The organism is Mesorhizobium sp. M7A.F.Ca.AU.001.01.1.1 (assembly GCF_004022735.1).
GTDB classification, from domain to species: Bacteria; Pseudomonadota; Alphaproteobacteria; order Rhizobiales; family Rhizobiaceae; genus Mesorhizobium; species Mesorhizobium ciceri.
The window spans coordinates 1-2,542 of sequence record NZ_RZPF01000838.1 but is presented as its reverse complement, the minus strand read 5'-3'; the positions used below and the strand labels follow the sequence as shown (position 1 = coordinate 2,542).

At 62.1% G+C, this 2,542-nt stretch carries 3 protein-coding genes; 2 read left to right on the top strand and 1 reads right to left on the bottom strand.

The window, feature by feature from the left end:
* The coding region (locus EN884_RS32675) for a LysR family transcriptional regulator (protein WP_128360997.1) at window positions 1-521 on the bottom strand (521 nt) is incomplete at its 3' end.
* A 92-nt stretch (window positions 522-613) separates the two neighbouring features.
* On the opposite strand from EN884_RS32675, the gene EN884_RS32670 reads away from it, so the two are divergent.
* Together EN884_RS32670 and EN884_RS32665 are read left to right on the top strand one after the other, a co-directional pair.
* Window positions 614-1,507: a DMT family transporter gene (locus tag EN884_RS32670; RefSeq protein WP_013532338.1), complete on the top strand. Its 894-nt coding sequence runs from the start codon at window positions 614-616 to the stop codon at window positions 1,505-1,507.
* 84 nt (window positions 1,508-1,591) lie between these two features.
* Window positions 1,592-2,467 (top strand): alpha/beta hydrolase, encoded by an 876-nt coding sequence (locus EN884_RS32665; protein ID WP_063167728.1) that lies wholly within the window; start codon window positions 1,592-1,594, stop codon window positions 2,465-2,467.
* Window positions 2,468-2,542 lie beyond the last annotated feature (75 nt).

The window sequence follows — 2,542 nt, the reverse complement described above, 5'->3', positions numbered from 1 at the left end:
GGTGACGCGACAGGGAAGACATGTTCCTCGAAAAGTTGCACCGAGATGCGGCCCGGAATGCCGCCGCGTCCACAACGGATCGAGAGGTCGATGCCTTCATCGGCAAGGTCGGCCTGGCGGATGTCGACATCGAGCACGATGCGCAGCTTCGAGGGATTGTTTTCCAGAGCCGCCATGCGCGGCATCAGCCACAGTCCGCTGACCGAGGGAATCGAGGTCAGCCGCACCACCGCCGTGCCACGCGGCTCGACCCAGCGGTCGGAATGGGTCGATATCAGCGCAAAGGCTTCCGCCGTGCGCAGATGCAGCCTGTTGCCTTCGATCGTCAGCGAGACGCCGCGCGCACCACGGTCGAAGACTTTCAATCCCAGCCAGTCCTCGAGCTTGGCGATCTGCCGGCTGACGGCGCCATGGGTGATATTGAGCTTTTCGGCGGCCGCTGAAAAGCTGCCTGTCCGCGCCGCCGCATCGAAGGCGCGCAGCGTTTCGAGCGGCACCATTGTGTCCGAGCTGTGATCCATAGTCACAGGTGATCCTCGATTTCGTCGTTTGTCAACCGGGGTGAAAAGGCGTTTTCTGCCTTTCAGGACCGAAGAAATACGAGGGCGGTGAGATGAGCGAGATAACGGGCACGTTGAATTCGACACAGCGAATGGACACCACGGCAGCCATCGCTGTGGCGCTGACGGTGGTCGGCTGGGCCTCCGCCTTTCCCGCTATCCGAGCCGGTCTCGCCGCCTTCGGCCCACTGGAACTGGGTGCGTTGCGCTTTGCCATCGCCGCTGTGCCGGCGGCGATCTTCCTGGCCGTCAAGCGCCCGGCGCTGCCAAGGCTCGACGAAGCGTGGCGCCTGGTCTTTGGCGGCGCCATCTTCGTCGCGCTCTACACCGTCATGCTCAATTTCGGCGAACTGACCGTCTCGGCCGGTGCCGCCGGCTTCATCATCAATGTCAGCCCGATCTTCACCGCCATCATGGCGATGGCATTGCTGGGCGAGCGCTTCTCAGGCGTGGCCTGGATCGGTACGGTGATTTCCTTCGCCGGCATAGGCATCATCGCCATGGCCGATGGGCATGGCCTGTCGTTCAACACCGGTGCTCTGTTGGTGCTTGGTTCGGCCTTGTGCTCGGCCGTCAACACCATCGTCCAGAAGCCGCTGTTTGCCCGCCATCATCCATTGACCATTTCGGCTTCGAACATGGTGCTCGGCGCACTGTGCCTGGCCCCCTTCCTGCCGTCGGCCTTTTCGCAGGCGGCGGTCGCCGACACAGCAGGCCTCGGCGCCGTCATCTTTCTCGGCATCGTGCCCAGCCTCATCGCCTATGCCGCCTGGGCGACCGCGCTGTCGCGTCTGCCGGCGGCACGTGCCTCCAACTTCCTCTATCTGGTCTCGCCGATGTCCGCGCTGATCGGCTTCTTCTGGCTGGGCGAAGTTCCCACTCTGCTCGGCATAATCGGCGGCGCGCTGGCGCTGGGCGGTGTCATCGTGGTGAATTTGAAGAGATGAATATTGCCGACCGTCCGCTTCCCCCATTCGGAACGATCCCTCGATCAAACGCGTTTAGCCGAGGTTTGTTCGACGGAGGTCCGAATGCCGGGTGCAACGACGCACCGACGCATGCAACTGGATGATCTATCCATTTTTTATCGCGAGGCAGGGCCGTTAGAAGCACCTGTCTTGCTCTTGCCGCACGGCTATCCCTGCTCTTCGTTCCAATTCCGCCGACTGATGCCGGCGCTCGCCGACCGCTGGCGGACGATTGCATTCGACTGGCCTGGCTTCGGATACAGCGGCACACCCGATCCGGCCACCTTCGGCTATGATTTCGACGCCTATTGCGACGTGCTTTCCAAGCTTGCCGATAAATTCGGTCTCCAACGCTACGCCTTGTGGCTGCATGATTATGGCTCGCAGATAGGACTCCGGCATGCGATCTCACACCCGGAGCGGATCAGCGCCCTGATCATCCAGAACGGCGACATCTACGAGGATGTGCTTGGACCCAAATACGCCACGATCAAGGCCTGGTGGACCGACAAGACGCCCGGCAAGCACCGTCCGCTCGAGGCCGCGGTAAGTGAGGATGGGTTTCGGGCCGAGTTCATCGGGGAAGTGGCTGACGACGTCGCCATGCGCGTGCCGCCCGATCTCTGGAATCTTCACTGGCCACTGATGAACACGCCGGTTCGTCGGCAGATCGCCGTCGGTCTGATGGAGAAGCTGGAAGCCAATCTCACCTGGTTTCCGCGCTACCAGGCTTATTTGCGTGAACACCATCCGCCCACGTTGATCGTTTGGGGGCCAGAGGATGGCTATATGCCCGCGGCGTCGGCAAGGGCCTATCATCGCGATCTGCCCGATGCGGAACTGCATCTGATCGAAGGGGCGGGTCATTGGCTGCTCGAGACACATTTCGACGACGCGCTGGCGCTGGTCCGCGATTTCCTGGCTCGTGTTCACGGCTGATCACAGCCGGCGTCCGCTATGCCCAGTTTGCTGTCCGCCTGACTGAAGGAGAACCTCATGCCGACCACACCGACC

Excerpts from the sequence above, each read along its gene's own strand:
- EN884_RS32665 (WP_063167728.1), top strand. The coding sequence starts at position 1,592 with ATGCCGGGTGCAACGACGCACCGACGCATGCAACTGGATGATCTATCC.
- EN884_RS32670 (WP_013532338.1), top strand. The coding sequence starts at position 614 with ATGAGCGAGATAACGGGCACGTTGAATTCGACACAGCGAATGGACACC.